We start from the raw sequence: 17,456 nt of genomic DNA, 5'->3' as shown, positions 1-17,456 counted from the left end.
GGCATCCTGTAAGGCGGCGTTCTCAGGCTTCCTGGACAACGATGCCTTGAGCCGCGGCGCGGCCATCGCGTTCTACGCCGCGACCTCACTAGCACCCGTGCTTTGGGGCGCGCGCTACCGACAACCGGACGGCGGCCCGGAGGCTGGCCAAGAGTATCGTTGCGGATGTGGGTGTCGGACTGCGGCGGGGTGTGGGGTCCCCGACCAGCGAAGGCGGCGGGTCGCGGGGGCCTTATAGATGTTGTCCCGGCAACCTTTCGAGCAACATAGGTGTGTAACATTCCACACGCCGTCTTGAATTTACCAAGATATATCAGAATGCTGTAATTCTGCCTATGCAATCCTTTCTTAGGCATCGCGCCCTTGTTGGGTCAAAGCTGACAAGATTTGTGAGGGCTCAAACATCGCCACTTCCTCATGTCGAGCACCACCAGCCAGAAAGGGCCGCCGCGTTGACCGAGGCCATCTTCGGGCAAAGTTTGAGTCGGATCGGCGTTTAGACCTCGATGGAGAAGAGACGGCGCGGCCTTCTCGGTATACAATTCGTTCTCCGCCGCGTGCAATTGAGACGAGGCACGCGAGCTCATGAGGTAAGCGGTTGGAGATGCCGCGGCTCCTCGAGTTGCGAGGGTATGGTGGCGCGTGTGGCAGGCACGGTAATCGAGATTGCCATTGGCGAGGTCGTCATGCGCGCCGGCATGGGATGCCAGCGAGGCGCACTTGCAGCGGGTGATTCGGTCGATCCGTTCGGCATGATCCCCTCAGGTCTGAAGGTATTCCTGACCAGCCATCCAATTTCCGCAAGAGGATCGATGGCCTTGTTGCGCTTGCGGCACGGTCAACTACCAACCCTTGCAATTGATCTCGATGACAGAAACATGTCACCTTCGACTGATGAATGTCGGCCAATCAAACACGCCGGCAAGGACTCGGCATGCAAGATCAATCAGGACAAACTGTTGCCGCCGGTGGTTCTGTTTTACGCATGGCTTGCACACTCACCGAGATGCTGCGCGCACAAGTCTACTGCAGCAGCGAACTCTCGTTCCTCATGGAAGCGCATGACGGCCTCTTCGCAGCAATCGCTGAACGCGCTGGTTTCAAGGGGCTCTGTGCATCGGGTCTATCGATAGCCTGCTCTCTGGGTCACCGCAACGCCAACGAAGCATCGCGGAGCCAATTTGTCGGCGTCGTCGAGCGGAGAGTCCAATGTTAAAATACCTTTGGGATCCAGCGAACGCCATAACAATCACAGGTCTTCTTTTTTCGTCTACCAGCCTATTTCTTGCTCTCTCCGAGCGCCTCGAGCTATCTGTGGCAGTAGCGCTTTGGGCTGTTCTATCGGACCACCTCGATGGGTATGTGGCAGGTCGTACCAAGGGTCGCGATCCAGATGTTGCAAGGATGGGAGCGAGCCTCGACGGGTTTGCGGATATTGTCTATGGAGCCGTTCTGCCTGCGGTAATTGTGGTACAAGTCAGCCAAGGCTCACCTCTCCCTTGCGACCGCAACCGCGCTACTGGTGGCTGGTGCAATAAGGCTTAGCTACTTTGCGAACTTTGGCAGGTCGTGCGATGAATGCTTCTTGGGCGTTCCCTTGTCTTACGACGTGCCGCTCCTGGCGCTCTTATTTCTTCTTAAGCCTCTCATTCCTGCTGAAGCATTTTCTGACGTCGTGAACATTGGCTTCTTGCTGCTCGCTATGGCGCATGTCGCGCCTGTTCGTGTGCCACCACTAAGCGCAACAATGTATACGGCAATAGGCATCTTCGCCGTCGCATCATCGGTGGCTTTAGCCAGTCGGTCCTTTTGATTGGAGATGGAAGTATGATCTAGCGCGTGAGCTGCTGCGTGTTGCAGGCTTCCCTACCATGCAGGTCACATGATGAGTCTCGCCAACTGCAGTGTGCGCGCACCAGTCTTATTGCCGGGACAAATTTTCGCGAATCGGCGTTCCTCGATGCTTATCGCCGTGAACTAATCGAGAGAACGCGATCGTTCTGGAATTTTCGTTGGCCTTGAAACGTTTCAGCTAGTCTCACTTCATGAACAGCACAGCACAAATCAACGTACCGCTTAGGTCGGACGACGTCTTTGACCTCATCAACCGATTCCCCGGCGGCTATTGGAGATATGACGTCAAGGACTTCGTCCTTCTGGTGAATCCTTATTTTCCGCCGCAAGCGTTCCTTGACGAACTTAAGGACGCTCTACCGCGGCTTATCACCTGCTATCCCTCTCCTAATGTGCAGATGGTTCAGCTTCTTGCGGATGCGGTGAAGATTCCGGCGAATAATCTTGTCATTTGCAATGGCGTGGCTGAACTGATCCCCATCCTGCTTGGTCGACTGGGCATGAGGATTGCGGTCCCGGTCCCAACCTTCAATCCCTATGAAACCACCGCCTTGCCCGGGCGGTTGTCACGCTTTATTCTGCCAGCGCCAGATTTTGAACTCGATGTGCACTGCTATGCAGAATTTGCGCGTACAAATGGTGTCGACGGCGCGGTCGTGATATCGCCGAATAATCCAACGTCGCGGATGGTTCCCTATGCGGATTTGCTATATCTCGCTTCCGCGCTTCGAGCTCAACAGCAACTCCTATTGATCGATGAGTCATTCATCGAATTTAGTGAAGTCGGACGAAGTGCGAGCCTGGAAAATCACTTGCTCGAATTTCCCAATGTGATCGTTCTCAAAAGCCTGGGAAAGATTTACGGGACATGCGGTTTGCGGATCGGGTATGCGGCATCGGCAAATGCAAAGACGATGAACGAAATTAGAGCCGCCCTCCCCACGTGGAATGTCAATACGTTTGCTGAGTTTTTTCTAAGCAAGCTTCCTCACCTTGCGCACGCGGCAGAGCAGAGTTGGATGAGGGTGGGCAGCGACAGGAACAAACTATACGCAGAACTGCGCAGCATCGACGGAATGAGAGTTCTGAAGCCCGACGCAAATTTCGTGTTCTGCGAACTCCCGCCCCATTGGCCGGATGGGGACGTGATCGCCTCAAAACTTTTAAAAGATGGACGGATATTGATCAGGCACAATGGCGGCAAGACGCTTCAGAATGGCAAACGATTCTTGCGCATCGCAAGCCGCACTGAAGACGACAATAAGTTTTTGGTGGAAGCACTGAAAGACGTCGCTGATTAACGCCCCCGGTACCGAGCCTTCGAGTTCGCCTGCGCAGCTCCCCAAGACCTCCTTCAGCACTGAGCGAAAGGCACAGCCGCGGCTCCGCCGGAGCGGGGCATCGTCGCCTCCGCCGCTTCCACTGCTCCACCGAGAGATCGAGCTCGCCGTCTCGATCGACGTAAATCATTAAATTAGTTCAGCGAGACTCCTCGGCTCTCCGTCCCGCACTCCTGGCCGTGGCATCGAAAGGCGCCCCCTGGCGGAGAGGGAAATCGTTACGCCCCCGAAGCAAGGACTGCGAGCTCCGTGTTAGGCGGCACGCCGAGATCTTAGGGCAGACTGACGAAGTAGCGGCGTGGTACCTTTGCAAGACGCCGCTCGATTCCGAGTGCGCGCGTGACCGGGTCGTAGGACTCATCAACGAGCTTTCGATCCAAATCAAACAGTCCGAAGCGTTTGCAGGACATTCGGAAACGAACCTTGAGCCGCAGCTCTGGACGAAGTAGCGTTTGCTTTTGGGGCCGCCGTGCGCCCCTATTTGGGATCGTCTTTTACCTTCAGCTCGAGACAGAGAAATCGGCGAAGCCAGCGTCGGAAAAATCAAACACGTAGCCAGGAGCTCAGACAAAGTCGACGAGGTCGTCAGTGAGCTGCAGGTTGATGGACCGAAAGCCGCTCACGACGTGCGTCCGCGCATCGGATTGATGATCTTAACTCCGGTGAAATCTCTCTCGTTATTCGTTACAACGGTACAGTCGTTGGCTCCCGCAACGGCTGCGATGATCATGTCGAGCCCGCGGCGCGGCTGTCCGGCGATTTTGCCCTCCGCCATAAGGCGCGCCCAGATAAGCCCGGCCTTCTCGTCGAATGACAGAATGCGGTCCGCGAACAAGGCCTGAGGTCCCTCCGGACCGGAGAACCATGCATCGAGAGCGTCCTGCTCTTCCCGCGGGGCTTTTCAAGGATGCCGCGCCGGATTTCCGCGACCGTTAGTGATGTGATGAATAGATCCTCGTCTCGTTGCGCTGCCATCCAGGCCAGCAGTGACTCTGACGGCTGCGGCTTGACGACGTTACTGATGATGTTTGTGTCGAGAAGATATCGCGTCACAGATCGACCTTGCGCCCTTTTTCGCGCGGGCGCGTCAGGTCGAGATCGGCGTCGACGAGTGGCGAGCGTCGCAATGCGTTCAAGATGCCACCGGGCTTGGAGGGCGAGACGGCCTGTTGAACCATGCGCCGGAGATTACCAGCTTCCGGCCCTTCATCAGTCAGCTTGCGCGCAAGCGCTCTGATGAGGTCGCGATCGGTCTCGAGGGCTTGGAGTTCGAACCGCACAATGCCGCGCTTCGTCAGCCGGGATCGGTAATTTTCGATCGCCCTTTTCTGTGCGCTCTTGCTCACTGATCGCCTCCTTTTTATATCTGGTTATATATCCGAATATTCGGTTCAAGGCTGCCGTTCGTCGGTGACGGCGAGAGTGGTGCCGGCGAGATCCTGCCGCCGTCGGCACAAACCGTTGGCCTCTACATGACCGCCTGCGCTTTGGGCGCGGCGACGACCGATCGCAAGGCCAATTCGTTTCGACGATCGAGCGCCGGCTCTCGGCCCTGATCTGGAATTTTGCCCAGCGCGGAACGCCGCCCGACCGCGCGCATGGGCATATCGCGACCGTGCTTGCCGGCATCCGCAACACCCACGCCGCCTCGCCCAGCAGAAAGAAGCCGTCCAGCCCGAGGATGTCATCGCCCTGCTCGAAGCTCGATCCCGGCACGCTCCGCGGTCTGCGCGATCGCGCGATGCTGCTCATCGGCTTTGCCGGTGGCTTACAGCGCGGACATCGTCGGTCTCGACGTCGACCGCAGCGATACCGAGGACGGCGAAGGCTGGGTCGAGATCCTAGACAAGGGCCTGATCGTCGCCCTGCGGACCTGGCTGAAGGTGGCGCGGATCGGCCACGGTCAGCTGTTCCGCCGGATGCGCGGTCGAGGCAAGGACGTCCAGCCCAATCGCCTGACCAACCAGCAGGTCGCGCGGCTGGTCAGACGCGCGGCCCTTGCCGACCGGCGTGCGCGCCGATCTGCCGGAGGGCGAGCGCGAGACGAAGTTTGCCGGACATTCGCTGCGCGCTGGCCTCGCCTCCTTGGCCGAGGTGGACGAGCGCTACGTCCAGAAGGAGCTCGGCCATGCCAGCGCGGAAATGACTCGCCGCTACCAGCGGCGGCGCGAGCGCTTCCGCGTCAACCTCACCCCAAGGCCGCGGCCTCTGACGCTGAAATACCCCTCCCTCATCTGGACGCGGCTTGAGATCACCTGAAAAGCGCAGAAAACCACCGCTCCCCCCCGGATTTGACCATTGTATAGCTAGACTAGCTAGGAGGTCTCGAAGATGGAATGGCCACTACAAGACGCAAAGAATCAGTTCTCCAAGGTGGTGCAGAAGGCAAGGACGGAAGGCCCACAGATCGTCACACTGCGGGGCGAGCGCGCTGCCGTTGTATTGTCGGCCGCCGACCACGACGCGCTGCGTGCCGGTCGACCGACCTTGGTCGACGACTTGCTAGCCGGTCCAACTTCGGACGACGAACTCGCCGAGGCAGTCGCGAAGCGTGCCAATACGCCAAGCCGCGACGCGGCGCTCCGATGTATCTCGTCGACACCAATGCCGTCTCGGAGGCGCGGCGGGGTTCTCCGCAGGCGACAGCGTGGCTGCGCTTGGTCGACCCGGCCACGATCCATCTCAGCACACTTACCCTCGGCGAGATCATGCGTGGCATTGCGCTCAAACAGAAATCCGACTCGAAGGCAGCTGGTCATCTCGCCGAATGGCTTCGCAAGCTACGCCACGATCACGCCGATCGTATCCTTCCAGTGACTGACCAGATCTCGGTGGAATGGGGACGGATCGCGGCCATCCGGCCGCGCGGTGACGTCGCTGGGCTGATCGCAGCAACCGCGATCGTCCACGACCTCATCCTCGTGACCCGCAACGTCGCAGACTTCGAGGACACAGGTGCCTCGGTCGTCAATCCCTGGGACGCGAGGACCTGAAGGAGAAGCCTAGGCTCGTCCAGGGCCCGGACGTCTTGCCGCCCCACTTACGAATTCAAGCTCGGTCGACGCGCCAATTCAGGCGAAGCGCGCATGCTCATCACCTCGCCCATCGCCAATCTGAGCTCGTCTGGGCGTCATTCAGTCCGACATGGCCGGTATAGGCCGCGAGGGCCGCCGAATTTCAGCGCGACCAACACGGTTTCGCTGCCCAACTCCCGCGAGACGTGCTTGGCCGCATGCGTTTCCAGCACGGAAACAGCCGACTGAATGAAGGTTCGCCGAGCTCATCGATCAGATCGTCGAACGCGGCAGAGAACGGCTCGGCCGCGGCACTGGCGGGGTGTTTTCGGACGGCCAGGGTCACCTTGCCGACCACCTCGTCCACCAAGCTAACGATCTCACCGGCGCGCGCTTCCTGGGCGCGATGCTCCGCCCGCGTTCGCGCAGCGATTCGGGTGTTAATCGTGAGACCTGAGCGATCATCGCCAAAGATCGTCATGATCCGCACCGTTTGCCCCATAGCATAGTCAAAGATTAAGAAGAGGAGACCGGGGAAATCCCCCCATTTCCGAACTCACATCACATCGCGCACAAAACGCAAACCATCACCTCCATATGGTGACGGCCGGTGGGCGGGTCGAATTCATCAACCTTCTGCAATGAGAAGTGGTCCCGTCCAAGCCTGCGTCAAACAGCAGGAACTCATTTACCCCCGTTAAATGGGTTGATAATGGCCAACTCGATGGGAGTTCCAACCCACTATAAGGGTTGAATAATGGAGAACTAGGAGATATAAACCCATCGAAATGGGTGCATCAATGAACCTGACGATCCAATCCTTCTTCGATGGCGAGTGGCACGACGCTGCGGTGGTGGAGATCGAAAGGCCCGAGCTAGGGCACAAGGGATCCTCGAAGACGAGCTATGAGCTCGAATATTTCGTGGAGCACGCCGCCATCGCTTTGGCGGAAGGAAAGTCCGTACGTGATCTGAGAGCGTATTCGATCGCGGCCCCCGTCGATCTCGATCACCGATACGCCAATACTTGGCCAGCATTCATTCTAGATTTCGTTCCGCAAGGGCGGCAAGCGAGACGTATCGCGGAGTTTATACAACTGGATCCAAACGCAGCCGCGACCGAAATCGAACTGCTCAAGCGGTCAGCCGGCTCCCCCGTCGGCAATCTCCGCGTCAAGGAAGCGCACCTTTTGGAGACCGAGCGGGTCGCTAAGATGGCGCGTCTCGGCATATCCATGGATGAGATCCTGAGCCGCGATGCGACCTTCCTCGAAGTTGCGAATCACTTCTCGATGCTGGCGTCCGGATCGTCGGGTCTTCAAGGAGACTGGCCGAAGGTCGCGCTTACCCAGTCGAAAGACGGGCTCTGGTATCCTGCCCCGATGGTGGAGGACCAGGACGCGTGCGCGCATGTCATCGCCAAGCTCCTACGGAGCACTGAACCTACGGACAAGCGCATCCTCGAGGCCGAAGCTGGCTATCTCAAGGTCGCCAAGGATTTCGGTCTGATCGTCGAAGGCGAAAACACCTATGGCGACGGAGTGCTGGTCATTCCCCGCTTCGACCGCCTGGTGACTGACCAAGGACTGGTGCGTTATGGCCAGGAAAGTCTCATATCGGCGCTCGGCGTTGCCGAGTTCGGCGCGCGGGGTCGACACGAGACCTATATCAAACTCATTCAAGACGTTTCGGCAGATCCCTTCGAGGACACGGTAGAATATATACTGCGGGACATCCTCAATCTTGCGATGGGAAACCCGGACAATCACGGCCGGAACACCGCCTTCAGGAAGTTTCCGGACGGACGCATCCGGTTGTCTCCGCTATTTGACTTCTGCCCCATGAAGATCGACGCCGCTGCAATCCCCAGATCCACAACTTGGGAATGCATGAGGATAAAGAACCGGGACACGCGCCCGGATTGGCGCGAGGTCTGCGAGGCCGTGGCCGCTCCGAGCGTTCCTGCCGAACGCTTGATGGAGCGTTTGGCGGCGAAAGAGAACCTACTTCGCGCCCTCCCCGATCTTGCGACACAGCACAAGGTGCCGGACACGGTCGTGAAAAACGCAATCGTCAAGAACATGGAAATGGCGGATAGCGTCGCAAAGTTGCGCAGCCTTCCTGTTAAAGGGTGATCGATATGCCTCGATGGCGTAAACCCACCAAAGAGGAAATCCGGAATCGTCGCGCGGCGATTTCGGCGAAAGCGCGAGCGGGCGAGTTGCGACTTCCCGACGCGGTGGCCGAGATGCGGTATGCTCTGGGACTATCGCAACCCGAGTTCGCGAAGCTCTTCAAACTTACAACGCGTCAGATCGCCGAAATCGAGCGCGGTGTGGCGAATCCGACCTCCCAGACGCTTCAAAAAATCGGGCGCGCGTTCGGATTCCAGATCGGGTTCGTGCCGATCACGCCCATCGCCTCCGTGAAGAATATGGAGGCGTAAACAATCTCGGCCCTGAGGGGGCCGAACTTCCGCTCGCGCAGAGGTCGGCAGCCTCCTGCAGGCCCATCATCGGCAGCAGCATCGCAGCCGCAGTGCCCATCATCATCATGGCGGTGTCGGCCCAATGAATGCGGCGATCATCGGTCCATCATCGGCGCTACCGGTCGATCCGGAGTGGACGTGAGACGACGGGTGGAATAACTTCACCGCGTGGTTCAGCCTCGAGGGTGCGTGGCCACAGGTCCAGGTACACCCGTGCTATCGCGCGCTTCGCACAATCAGCTCTACGCCGATTGATCTCCACCTCTCTCGAATGACCGAGCTGCGTTGGATCATTCGCGAGCTCTTCGTACTAGCCGTATTGCCATCCCAACTCTACGGCGATCTTTTCGACAAAGCCGGATCAAAGTCGGGCAACAGAATGCTCCGCGCCCTTTCGCGAAACGGCTGGTCCATTTCTTTTATCTGAAAGTTTGATATTCGCCCCGATCTTTTTGTAACTAAATCAATTAGTTAGCTGTAGCCACTCGCTTGAGTTGCCGACGGCTTTGCAACGCTTAGCGGTCCATGCGTGAATCGCTAGGCCGGATTGAGTCGCTGAACGGAACGTTTGGGATCAGTGTGTATTTATGTGTTGACTATCTGCCGTTCGCGTGTGTATAAATACACACATGAAATCGGCGGATATCATCAACGCCCTTAAGGCCCATGGTTGGGAACAGGTCGCCCAGAAGGGAAGCCACGTTCAGTTCAAACATCCAACTAAGACGGGCCGCGTCACGGTCCCGCACCCTAAGAGGGATGTCCCGATCGGAACGCTCAAGAGCATCGAGAAGCAAGCCGATTTGAAGTTGAAATGACAGCGCATAGAGAGGGCCATCGGCCCACCCAAGGAGGGGAGCTTTCATGCGACACTACATTGCCCTGATCCATAAGGACGCGGACAGCGATTACGGCGTTTCTTTTCCTGATCTTCCCGGCGTGATCACCGCTGGTACGGATCTGGACGATGCGCGCGCTATGGCCGCTGAAGCCTTGACCCTTCATCTGCAGGGACTGGCAGAGGACGGCGAAGCCGTACCTGAACCCTCCTCTCTCGAGGAGATCATGGCGAACGCCGAGAACAGAGACGGCGTTGCCGTGCTCATTCCAGCACCAGCGGAAGAGGTAAAGAATGTGCGCGTCAACGTCACCCTTCCCGCCGACGTTTTGAGCGAGATCGACGACTATGCCGAACAGCACGGCTTCACTCGATCCGGTTTTCTTGCGCAAGCCGCGAAGAAAGCGATCGCTGCCTGACTAGAGCTGCACCCGATCAAGCTGCATCCGTCTCCGAGCGCCGCCAGCTGTTGCGGCTGAAGTCGCACGCCAATAAGCGTCCCCCGTAGGGAGTGTGTTTCGGGTGGATGCCGATAGGGGGTCCCACTCGAACGCCGATTGACAAGGGAGTGGGCCTCGCTTTAGGCTTATAGGAAGCAGAGGACCTGTAACATGGTCGAGACGTTAGACACCTGACCTTTCCTGAAGGGGAGGATCCGGTTCGTCTTCGCCGACGGACCGGGCTTCGCGGGACACGATCCCGCGCGACACTGAGGTGAGCGAGGCAATCTTCTGGATACAGTCCATGCAATATCTATCCTATCGGAGCATAGGAGAACTGGGTCCTCGTGACCCGGCCCGCCGGTTCGGCTAATTGCGCTCGTCGCTGTCTTGACTGTTATTCTTGGTCGATGAACCGACCGTATTTTTCAAGCGCAGGTATTAAAACATCGTCGGCGTAGCGACAGCCCGTCGAGAGGACCGCCTTTTGGCCGACCTTCCTAGCCTCCTCCGGGGCATGGCCTTCGCCGGCATCGAGCCGGACCAGCATGGGCGCGTATCCCGGCTCCCATGCTTTCACTGACGGAAAGGTTGTGCGCAGGCTCGAGAGGATGGCCATGCCCGCATGATCCAGATCGCCCCAGAAGGCCGTGCTGATGTCGCGGTCGCCGTAAAAGGCCGCCTCGAAGTCCTCTACCTGACTTGCACTCGAGACGGTGTCCAGACCGTAGAAAGCCCTCGAGCCCGACGAATTCCTCATTCGCCCTGCCGCGCCCATGAAGCCGCCGGAATAGATCAATGCAGCCCCTCCATAGGGAGTGAGTCTTCCGTGCAGGAATGCATCGCCTGCGTCGCGGATGGCCCGCTCGAAGGAGGTCTTGTTTTCGACGAAGAGAATCCAGGAAAAGGTTCCAACAAAATAGACGTTTAGATGGATCGGCTGGGCTGGATAGGGGCACTCTGCCAATCCCAGTAAGGCCGCGATGAGCTCGGCCCTGTTGTCGAGCACCTTGGAGAGGCCCCAGAAGGTTCGGCTAGATACCTCTCGAAGGTGGACGTTTTCCTGGGCATCGTAGTGGGTGCGGACGGAGACCAGACGTTCGAAGACCTCTGTCGCGGAGCGACCCGCGATTGAAACGGGAAGCTCGCCGATGGCCGCCTTGATATCGTCATCGAGATCGCTGGCCCGAACCAGCAACCGCCATTCCTCCGAATATTTCTGGCCAGGCCGCGGCCGCCCGTAGAAGGTGCGAAGACGGTCCTCGTTGCCTTCGGCGGCCGATAGCTCGAATACGGGCTCGCGGTCCTCGCGGGAGCCGTGGCGAGCCGCCCGACGATAGACCACCGTTCCGATGCCGGCTTCGGAAAGGACGTCGAGAGCATGCCAAGCGATGTCGCGGTCGGCGATGGTTTCGGCCTCGAATATCTCCGGGGCCGTGATCTGGTCGATTGGGATTCTTATGGCGTTCTTACGCTGTTCCGGCCGCGACCGATCCAGCCGATCGAGCGCGATACCCAGCAGGCGCCTCGCGAGTGCATCGCCAAGAGCTGTTTCAGGGGTCATTCCGCCGCTTCTCCTACCTCTTTCTCGACGGGATTCGCTAATTCGAATTTCGCGGTCACATCCCGGATGGTGTTGCGGCGATGCTCCTCGTAAATCTCGGCGATCCGCTCTCGCTCGAGATCGACTTCGTCAATCCAGGTCTGCGATCCCGCGGTCGGCGCCTTCGAGAAGCTGATGCGCCGATTGAAGACGTCCATCAACGCTGCCATGGACTTGGTCGGGGCAGCGCAGATGAGCTGAAAGCCCATTTCCTTGGTCAAAAACGCAATAACGCGTCTGGTCCTGGCTTCGTCCATGTTCTTGAAGACCTCATCCAAAAACAATGTACGAAAATGCGAGATCTTTTGTTTTGAGAACAGCCTGAAGCTCGCAGCGAAGACGGCAGCGCGAATAATGTAGAACGGTGTTTCCGCCTCTCCGCCGGATCCAGTTCCCCAAGTCGATAGATTGCGCGGATCTCCGCCTTTCGAGGACTTTTCGAAGTCGTATTTCTTGTAGTGCCGATAGTCGGCGATCCGGTTGAGCTCCCGCATCGAATGCTCGACGTCGTTCGACAAGAGGAGCGTCCGAAGCTCCTCCATCGTCTCCTTTTCCTGGGGCGCGAACTCGGCCGCGGAAAACAGATCGGCCGGACCTGCCTCGGTGCGCTCGCGCACCGCGCGGAAAAGATCGAGATATCGGCTGTACTCTTCCCGCAGCGATTGCGTCATCAGTATCTTGTCGCCGGAGAAGCTGATGTCCTCGAGGCTCTTGTTGATCACTTCGATCGTACGGTCAGGCCCGGTGACCCTCTGGAGGATACGCAGACAGAAGTTCGATGTGAACGATCTGGTGAACTGGTGCTCCGCAAGCACAAGCTTTTCCCGTTGCTCGACCAGGCCGGTGTCGCGCTGGCGCCTTATCTGATCCGCGACCTGGTCGAATTGAGACTGAAGCCATTCCGTCATGTGTTCGGGCGAAGGCGACGGCGAGGGGTATTGCAGCGTGTGGACGATGATCTTCTGATATTCGAGTGCATCCCGGTTGTATTCCCGGAGCACGTTTTCGGCTGCGTTCTTGGAGTCCTGCGCCCACGATCGCCGCTCGTTATTGCGATCATGAAACGACTTGACAGGTCTGCCCGACTCCATTTCCTGACGGTAGAGCGTCTCGTACGGCAATTGTTTCATCGGCGGAACGCAGGAAAGCGCCGTCCGCCAATTCCTTTCCGAGCGTTCGGCGTCGGGCGTCAGTTTGACGATCAGAACTTCCTCGGTGGTGACTTGCCCGTCGGCGGCCCGAATATCGCGATTGAGTCCGCCGACCTTGGGAAGCAGTTCATCCTTGCGTCTGGTGAAATCGGTAACCTTCGATTTGGTCGACGCGGCCTGCTGCTCGAGCTCGGCGATGCTGGAGACGTCGAGGCCCTGAAATTCTTGGGTCGCAGTGCGCAGTTCCTTGCCTGCGGATTGAAACGATCCGACGTCCAAGTCATGCAATTCGGCGTGCTTCGCGCGCCCCATCAGGTTGATCGCATTTCGGACGCTTAGTTCGCTCGCTTCCTTCCTTCCGATCTCCACGACGATCTGGTCGATGGCATGAGCCAGCGCAGCCGCCTGACGTCGGCGGACTTCGAGGCCGAACACCAGCCGCTCGTCGGGCTCCGATCTGTTTCGGTAATTGTACCCCGCCACGGAAACCCCGTCTTGCAGCAATCCGCTGCGGACGTTCTTAAGCGCTTCTTCGGTCGCAACGCAGACGGCCCGTCCGTATCTTGCGGTCAGATAACCGAGAGCCACTTCGTCGTCGCTTCTCAACTTGCCGACAAGCGAGTCCGTCACGGCGACGCCGGCCTCCCTGAGGGCTCGGCCGATCTGAGCGACCGACGGGCGGGCCCCCCCGGCATCGCGATAGGAACTTAGCAACGCGATGACCCGCGTCTCGTACTCCGGCTCGTAGAGTATGGCGAATCTGTCGCCGCCTATGAATCCTTCCACCGCGTTCTGCCAGGATGGATCCCTCATCTCGACCACATCGCAGAGAATGCGTGGTTTCGCCTCGGGCAGGATCCGCTCGAGGTGGGCAGCGAATTCGGATACTCCCGGAGGATAGTTCGTCCGTCCGGAAGCCAGTGCCTTTTGCCTGGCTTCGCTATCCCGGCGCTTCGTTCTCAGCAGATCCAAATCCTGCCGCAGTCTGTCTTGAGCAAGGAGAAACGACTCGCTGATGGAATCGATCTCGCTGATCCACCCCGATCCGACTGCGGCATCGATCGCGGCGACCGCTTCCTGGAGGCGCCCGGCGGCCCCACCCTCGAGACCGTCCCTCACCGCGCTCAAGTGCCCTTCGATCTCCGGCAGGCTGATCCGGTCGATCTTCTCTCCTACGGCGCGGAGCCGAATCGAAGCGTCGCGCAGATCTTCGATTTCCGAGCAGGCGGACAACGCTTGCCGGACGACGTTCCGTGCGGCGTTCAGCGTAAGAGTGGCGTTTCGCATTCTCTGCTCGAAACTTCGGATCGCGTCCTGGCTGCGCGCTATCCGATCCTGGATTTCCCGTCGGATGCGATCGACGTCGCTTTCACGAATGCGGGTCCTCAGCCGCTCCCATGCTTCATTTTGGAGCGCCGCCTGCGTTTCGCACTCGAGGATCTCCTTGTTCATCTCGTCGAGAGCCAGGGTCGCTTTCTCCCTGGACGCGAGAGCCTGATCGCGCCGGTCCACGGCGTCTTGAAGCAACTTGGCGGCTTCCAGCGCGGCGAACATCCACTCTTCGATGAAGTGCTTTGCTCCCTCATTGAGCGATCCGTTGGCCTCCTCAAGAAGCCGGACGTTGTTCTCCATCCGCACGGCCTGTTGCCGAAGGTTGGAAACGTCGGTGATCGTGGTCTTCAGCGTCTCGATCATCCGAGCATTGTCATCGGGCTCCAGGATGTCTTCGCGGATCAGGGCATCGATATCGTCGGGTTGGCGGTAGGCGATCGAGTTGACGAAGGCGCGCATGCAGCCCTCCGCCTCCCGGCGGTCGACCGGGGATGATTGTCCCCTGAGAGTCGCGTATAAGCGGCAGACGTACTCGGTCTTCGTGCTGTAGTCCCGTACGGAATCCCTGCCGAACTTCTTGCGAAGTGCGACGACGAGTTCGTTGACAGGAATGACTTCTTCGGTGCCGTCGACGATCCTTATCAGATCAGCCGAGCCCACCTTGGCGCCGAATACGACGATCCTCACATCTTCCAGCGATTTGAACACAGGTTGGTTCGCGAGCCGTTCCAGCCTCGCTTCCGTACCGACGATGGCAGTGAACGGTTGCCCTGCTCCTTCGTCTCTATCGTCCGGCTCGAAATAAAGGCCGGCATACCCGTGGGCACCGTGCTGGCGGTGCGGCTCCGCGCTGTCGTCTGCGCCAAGGACGTAGGAAGCTACCGTGCGCTTCGTTTTCTTGCTCGAGGAGGTTTCGCTCTGAGCCGAGTTGTATTTGGCGAAGCGCAGCTCGTTTCCGGTCATCACGCCAATTACGGCATCGATGAACGAGGACTTTCCGGCGCCCGTTTCGCCGCCGAGCAGCACGACATCGGCAAGCTGCACGTCGCCGATCGGTAGCTGGCCCCAGTTTACGGTCGTCACCTGGTTCATGATCATCCGGCGGCATCCATTTCCACATCTTGTGCGTCGGTCGGGGATTCGGTCGCGTCCTCGGAGCCATCGCGCGTTTTCTGGATCGAAGCGACCGCGGCCGCCACCGCGCTGTCGTAGACGAGCGAAGCGATCTCCGGCCGGATGCTGATGACGGCGTCTTCGTCCTTGAGCTCGTCGATGTTGAATTCGGCGACGCCATGCTTCTTCAGCTTCATGAAGATCGCCCTTCGATGAGAGTCCGCGGCGGGCAGGTCGACCTTGAAGTTGACCTGCATGGCGGCGACGAACTCGGTCACCCTGACCGCCACCCGGCCACCGGGACCCATCCTGCGTTCCACGATGAGTTCGTCGTAGAGCAGCTTCAAGGTCAGAAGCGCGGCCGTGAAGTCCTTGTGGACGGCTCCTTTCAGCTCTCGCCGGATTTCCATTTCCTCGCCGACGTCCGGCAACCCGATGTCGCGCGCGCCGAACGGCTGGAGACGAAAGTGCGAAGTGCTGGGATCGTGGAATAACGAGGCGCCATACACGAACGTAAGCACGTCCTGGATCTCGTCCTGGCATCTTTGAGCGACCATATAGAGCGCCCGATGACGCACGCCGTCTTCGCGGGAAAGGAAGCCGCGGCTGATGAGAAGCGCATTGACCGCTTGGAATTCCTCCAGCCTGACGTTCTTAGCCTTCAACCGGTCCTGTATCGTTTTCATGTCAGGCCCTTTGCGAGATCTTGTGGTCGACCGCGAGAAATACCCCATTCGAACGGCGCTCATCGCCGGGTGAGACGGTCAGGCCGGTTTCGACGCCGAGGCTTCGGACGACCTCGACGGCCGATATCGCCGCGAGCAGCCGGCGGGCATCCCCGACAGGCATTTGGGTCACGGAGGTCGATCCACCGCCGGACAGCACCGCGGCGTTGACGCTGCTGACGACTTCCTTGGCCGGTATCGCGAAGGCCGCGGTCATGGCGTTGCGGATGTCCGCCGCCAGCATTTCCTCTCGCGACGGCTTCTTGCGGACGATCTTGGTCGGGGTCCGGATGCGATCGGCGCGTTCTGCGATCTTGAGGTCTGCCGGGTCGATCAGATCCGCACGGAGCGGAAGGAGATGGACGAGCATCTCTCGACAGAGGTCGTCGCGTTCGTCGTCGCTTGCAGCGGCGAACATGCCGGCGAACCTGATCAGCGGATCGTCGTTGCCGGCGGCGCTCAGCTTGATCAGTCTGCCGATGAGGATCGCGTAGTTGGTCGAGAACTCTCCGACGACCCGGTGCAGCTCTTCATGCTTGATGTCGCGGGTCGATTCCACGACCCTGCGGATCCGCGCCAACATCCACGTGTGCAGGCGCTCGCCATTGGCCTCTTCCTCCAGCGCGGGATGCTCATCGACGATCTTCCGATCCGCAGCTTCCAGCGTCGTGGGATTCATCCCCGCGATGCTTTCGGCCAAGTCCACGATATCCGAGGCGTGATTGTAGATGTTGTCGCTGTCGAAGTAGCGCGAGGCCCGCTTGTCGAAATCGTTCACGCCAAGCATGTATCCCGCGAGCGCATCCTTCGAGGTGGAAAAGGAGTGGCCCATGATGCGCCGCTGATGCTCGGTGAAGAGGTCCGAAACCTGACAGACGTCGTCGAATATGGTCGACGCGTACTCGTATGCGTCGACCAGATATTCATGATTACCTTCTTCGAGGAAGGCCTTCAGCGCTCCCTTGCAAGCGCGCACGCTGCGCTGGCGCGCTACCGATGTCTTCCGCCGGGTGTCGGCGAACATCTTGGCGATCCGCTTGCCTTCCGGTGTGAAGCGCCACAACACCTTCAGGAAAGAAGAGTCGTTGTATTCCTCGAGCATGCCGAAACGCTTCAGGCGCCTGCGCACCTTGTCGGCATACTCGCGGTCGTCGCCCGCGCCGTCCAATTCTTCGTCGCCATCTTCGCCGGAAAAGATCAGAGATCGGTTCTTATCTAACGAATCGACGATGATTTCCGTCAGAGTTGGGCGGTCGAGCACGATGTCGTAATCGGCATTCACCCCGAGCGTGCGTTCGTAGATTTCCGTCACCACCTCGAAGAATACGGCGCGATGTCTGCCGGTGAACGGCCTGAATATGTCCACCCGTGCCTTGGAGAGAAAATGTTCCTGCATGAAATACCCTTACCAACACAATATGCACAACACGTACGAGCAACCCTATTCACCCGTCTCGATCGAGACTAGACCGAATCGAGTGAGACATGGCGTTGCCAGTGCGCTGCAAAAGCCTCGTTCGGTTGAGAGGGCAACCATCAGGCTGCCGGGAGATCCATA

The 17,456-nt window shown here is 59.0% G+C and carries 13 protein-coding genes and 4 pseudogenes; 10 read left to right on the top strand and 7 right to left on the bottom strand.

Going from position 1 to position 17,456, the window contains the following annotated elements:
- Nucleotides 1–1,006 precede the first annotated feature (1,006 nt).
- From XI08_RS07710 to XI08_RS07700, 3 genes and pseudogenes are all read left to right on the top strand, one after another.
- Nucleotides 1,007–1,207: pseudogene (locus XI08_RS07710) on the top strand (isocitrate lyase/phosphoenolpyruvate mutase family protein); the annotation flags it as partial.
- Between the two features lie 2 nt (nt 1,208–1,209).
- Nucleotides 1,210–1,545, top strand: a complete 336-nt coding sequence (locus tag XI08_RS07705; RefSeq protein WP_271573985.1) for a CDP-alcohol phosphatidyltransferase family protein — start codon at nt 1,210–1,212, stop codon at nt 1,543–1,545.
- Between the two features lie 500 nt (nt 1,546–2,045).
- Nucleotides 2,046–3,155, top strand: coding sequence for a pyridoxal phosphate-dependent aminotransferase (locus tag XI08_RS07700; RefSeq protein ID WP_271573984.1), 1,110 nt, complete (start codon nt 2,046–2,048; stop codon nt 3,153–3,155).
- Between the two features lie 658 nt (nt 3,156–3,813).
- On the opposite strand, the pseudogene XI08_RS07695 reads toward XI08_RS07700, so the two are convergent.
- Together XI08_RS07695 and XI08_RS07690 are read right to left on the bottom strand one after the other, a co-directional pair.
- Nucleotides 3,814–4,247 (bottom strand): annotated as a pseudogene (locus XI08_RS07695) (PIN domain-containing protein).
- A complete protein-coding gene (locus XI08_RS07690; protein ID WP_271573983.1) occupies nt 4,244–4,540 on the bottom strand; it encodes a hypothetical protein in 297 nt (98 codons plus the stop codon). Before XI08_RS07690 ends, XI08_RS07695 begins: the two are co-directional and overlap by 4 nt.
- An 87-nt stretch (nt 4,541–4,627) precedes the next feature.
- On the opposite strand from XI08_RS07690, the pseudogene XI08_RS07685 reads away from it, so the two are divergent.
- The 3 genes and pseudogenes from XI08_RS07685 to XI08_RS07675 all read left to right on the top strand — a co-directional run.
- A pseudogene (locus XI08_RS07685) lies at nt 4,628–5,453 on the top strand (tyrosine-type recombinase/integrase); the annotation flags it as partial.
- A gap of 72 nt (nt 5,454–5,525) precedes the next feature.
- Nucleotides 5,526–5,774, top strand: a pseudogene (locus XI08_RS07680) (type II toxin-antitoxin system Phd/YefM family antitoxin); the annotation flags it as partial.
- A gap of 5 nt (nt 5,775–5,779) precedes the next feature.
- Nucleotides 5,780–6,187, top strand: coding sequence for a type II toxin-antitoxin system VapC family toxin (locus XI08_RS07675; protein ID WP_271573982.1), 408 nt, complete (start codon nt 5,780–5,782; stop codon nt 6,185–6,187).
- 184 nt (nt 6,188–6,371) lie between these two features.
- Here the strand turns inward: XI08_RS07675 and XI08_RS07670 are convergent, their stop codons facing one another.
- Nucleotides 6,372–6,689, bottom strand: coding sequence for a hypothetical protein (locus XI08_RS07670; RefSeq protein ID WP_271573981.1), 318 nt, complete (start codon nt 6,687–6,689; stop codon nt 6,372–6,374).
- Between the two features lie 319 nt (nt 6,690–7,008).
- Here XI08_RS07670 and XI08_RS07665 point away from each other — a divergent pair, with 319 nt between their 5' ends.
- The 4 genes from XI08_RS07665 to XI08_RS07650 all read left to right on the top strand — a co-directional run bounded on the left by XI08_RS07665 (nt 7,009) and on the right by XI08_RS07650 (nt 9,953).
- Nucleotides 7,009–8,343, top strand: a complete 1,335-nt coding sequence (locus XI08_RS07665; protein WP_271573980.1) for a type II toxin-antitoxin system HipA family toxin — start codon at nt 7,009–7,011, stop codon at nt 8,341–8,343.
- Nucleotides 8,344–8,348: 5 nt separating this feature from the next.
- The gene (locus XI08_RS07660) at nt 8,349–8,654 is read left to right on the top strand and encodes a helix-turn-helix domain-containing protein (RefSeq protein WP_271573979.1); all 306 of its coding nucleotides are present in this window, start codon (nt 8,349–8,351) and stop codon (nt 8,652–8,654) included.
- A 671-nt stretch (nt 8,655–9,325) separates the two neighbouring features.
- Nucleotides 9,326–9,514: a type II toxin-antitoxin system HicA family toxin gene (locus tag XI08_RS07655; RefSeq protein WP_271573978.1), complete on the top strand. Its 189-nt coding sequence runs from the start codon at nt 9,326–9,328 to the stop codon at nt 9,512–9,514.
- A gap of 46 nt (nt 9,515–9,560) precedes the next feature.
- Nucleotides 9,561–9,953: a type II toxin-antitoxin system HicB family antitoxin gene (locus XI08_RS07650; protein WP_271573977.1), complete on the top strand. Its 393-nt coding sequence runs from the start codon at nt 9,561–9,563 to the stop codon at nt 9,951–9,953.
- Nucleotides 9,954–10,371: 418 nt separating this feature from the next.
- On the opposite strand, the gene XI08_RS07645 is transcribed toward XI08_RS07650, so the two are convergent.
- From XI08_RS07645 to XI08_RS07630, 4 genes are read right to left on the bottom strand one after another with little or no spacing between them, the layout of a single operon-like run.
- Nucleotides 10,372–11,538: a Wadjet anti-phage system protein JetD domain-containing protein gene (locus XI08_RS07645; RefSeq protein ID WP_271573976.1), complete on the bottom strand. Its 1,167-nt coding sequence runs from the start codon at nt 11,536–11,538 to the stop codon at nt 10,372–10,374.
- Nucleotides 11,535–15,158: an SbcC/MukB-like Walker B domain-containing protein gene (locus tag XI08_RS07640; protein WP_271573975.1), complete on the bottom strand. Its 3,624-nt coding sequence runs from the start codon at nt 15,156–15,158 to the stop codon at nt 11,535–11,537. Before XI08_RS07640 ends, XI08_RS07645 begins: the two co-directional genes overlap by 4 nt.
- On the bottom strand, nt 15,155–15,922 hold the full coding sequence (locus tag XI08_RS07635; protein ID WP_271573974.1) for a DUF4194 domain-containing protein: 768 nt from the start codon (nt 15,920–15,922) through the stop codon (nt 15,155–15,157). Before XI08_RS07635 ends, XI08_RS07640 begins: the two co-directional genes overlap by 4 nt.
- Nucleotides 15,861–17,294, bottom strand: a complete 1,434-nt coding sequence (locus tag XI08_RS07630; RefSeq protein ID WP_271573973.1) for a Wadjet anti-phage system protein JetA family protein — start codon at nt 17,292–17,294, stop codon at nt 15,861–15,863. Before XI08_RS07630 ends, XI08_RS07635 begins: the two co-directional genes overlap by 62 nt.
- Between the last annotated feature and the right edge of the window lie 162 nt (nt 17,295–17,456).

The sequence above is a fragment of the Bradyrhizobium sp. CCBAU 11361 genome (assembly GCF_028128935.1).
Classification (GTDB): domain Bacteria; phylum Pseudomonadota; class Alphaproteobacteria; order Rhizobiales; family Xanthobacteraceae; genus Bradyrhizobium; species Bradyrhizobium niftali.
The sequence above is the reverse complement of the archived record's forward strand: the minus strand, read 5'-3'. Positions and strand labels throughout refer to the sequence as shown.

Bases quoted from the DNA above. Each gene is read 5' to 3' on its own strand.
- XI08_RS07705 (WP_271573985.1), top strand. From the start codon at position 1,210: ATGTTAAAATACCTTTGGGATCCAGCGAACGCCATAACAATCACAGGT.
- XI08_RS07700 (WP_271573984.1), top strand. From the start codon at position 2,046: ATGAACAGCACAGCACAAATCAACGTACCGCTTAGGTCGGACGACGTC.
- XI08_RS07675 (WP_271573982.1), top strand. From the start codon at position 5,780: ATGTATCTCGTCGACACCAATGCCGTCTCGGAGGCGCGGCGGGGTTCT.
- XI08_RS07670 (WP_271573981.1), bottom strand. From the start codon at position 6,689: ATGACGATCTTTGGCGATGATCGCTCAGGTCTCACGATTAACACCCGA.
- XI08_RS07665 (WP_271573980.1), top strand. From the start codon at position 7,009: ATGAACCTGACGATCCAATCCTTCTTCGATGGCGAGTGGCACGACGCT.
- XI08_RS07660 (WP_271573979.1), top strand. From the start codon at position 8,349: ATGCCTCGATGGCGTAAACCCACCAAAGAGGAAATCCGGAATCGTCGC.
- XI08_RS07655 (WP_271573978.1), top strand. From the start codon at position 9,326: ATGAAATCGGCGGATATCATCAACGCCCTTAAGGCCCATGGTTGGGAA.
- XI08_RS07650 (WP_271573977.1), top strand. From the start codon at position 9,561: ATGCGACACTACATTGCCCTGATCCATAAGGACGCGGACAGCGATTAC.
- XI08_RS07645 (WP_271573976.1), bottom strand. From the start codon at position 11,538: ATGACCCCTGAAACAGCTCTTGGCGATGCACTCGCGAGGCGCCTGCTG.
- XI08_RS07640 (WP_271573975.1), bottom strand. From the start codon at position 15,158: ATGATCATGAACCAGGTGACGACCGTAAACTGGGGCCAGCTACCGATC.
- XI08_RS07635 (WP_271573974.1), bottom strand. From the start codon at position 15,922: ATGAGCGCCGTTCGAATGGGGTATTTCTCGCGGTCGACCACAAGATCT.
- XI08_RS07630 (WP_271573973.1), bottom strand. From the start codon at position 17,294: ATGCAGGAACATTTTCTCTCCAAGGCACGGGTGGACATATTCAGGCCG.